Origin of the sequence: Cupriavidus sp. IK-TO18, from assembly GCF_015549295.1 — a bacterium.
In the GTDB taxonomy this organism is placed as follows: domain Bacteria; phylum Pseudomonadota; class Gammaproteobacteria; order Burkholderiales; family Burkholderiaceae; genus Cupriavidus; species Cupriavidus oxalaticus_A.
Window position 1 is genome coordinate 1 of sequence record NZ_JADGMP010000099.1, and the last position, 552, is coordinate 552.

Consider the following 552-nt stretch of genomic DNA (forward strand, 5'->3'; position numbering starts at 1 on the left):
CCGGCCCCGTCCAGGCGCTGAGCGCAATCGCCGCCACCACGACGCCGAGCGACGGGCCAACGACGCTGACTAGCGCCAGCGACAGCAGGAAGCCCGGCACGGTCTGGAAGGCATCGGTGATGCGCATCAGCACCTCGTCGACCAACCCGCCGGCAAAACCGGCAATGGTGCCGACGACGCTGCCAACGAGGATCGAGGCCGCAGCCGCCGCGAGCCCGACCGCAAGCGAAGTGCGCGCGCCATGGAAGATGCCGGCGAGCACGTCGCGGCCAAGCCGGTCGGTCCCGAGCGGCAGCGCCCAGTCCTGGAACGGTCGCAACAGTGCCGGGCCCGCAATCGACAGCGGATCGCGCGGAAACAACAGCGGGGCGGCCAGCGCCATCGCGGCAAGGCAGCCGAGGATGACGAAGCCGGCAACCGCCTCGGGTGAACGGAGAAGACGCCGCAACCTCATGCGCCCGCCTCGCTTGCGCCGACGCGCGGGTCGAGCGCCACATAGGCGAGATCGACGATGAGGTTGATGAGGATGACAAGCACCGCGCTGACCAGGAT

General features: G+C 69.7%; 1 protein-coding gene. It reads right to left on the reverse strand.

What is annotated here, in order from left to right; translation table 11 throughout:
- Nucleotides 1-454 (reverse strand): ABC transporter permease (locus tag IPF36_RS34275; RefSeq protein ID WP_195432375.1); only part of this gene is annotated, 454 nt, incomplete at its 3' end.
- Nucleotides 455-552: the final 98 nt, after the last annotated feature.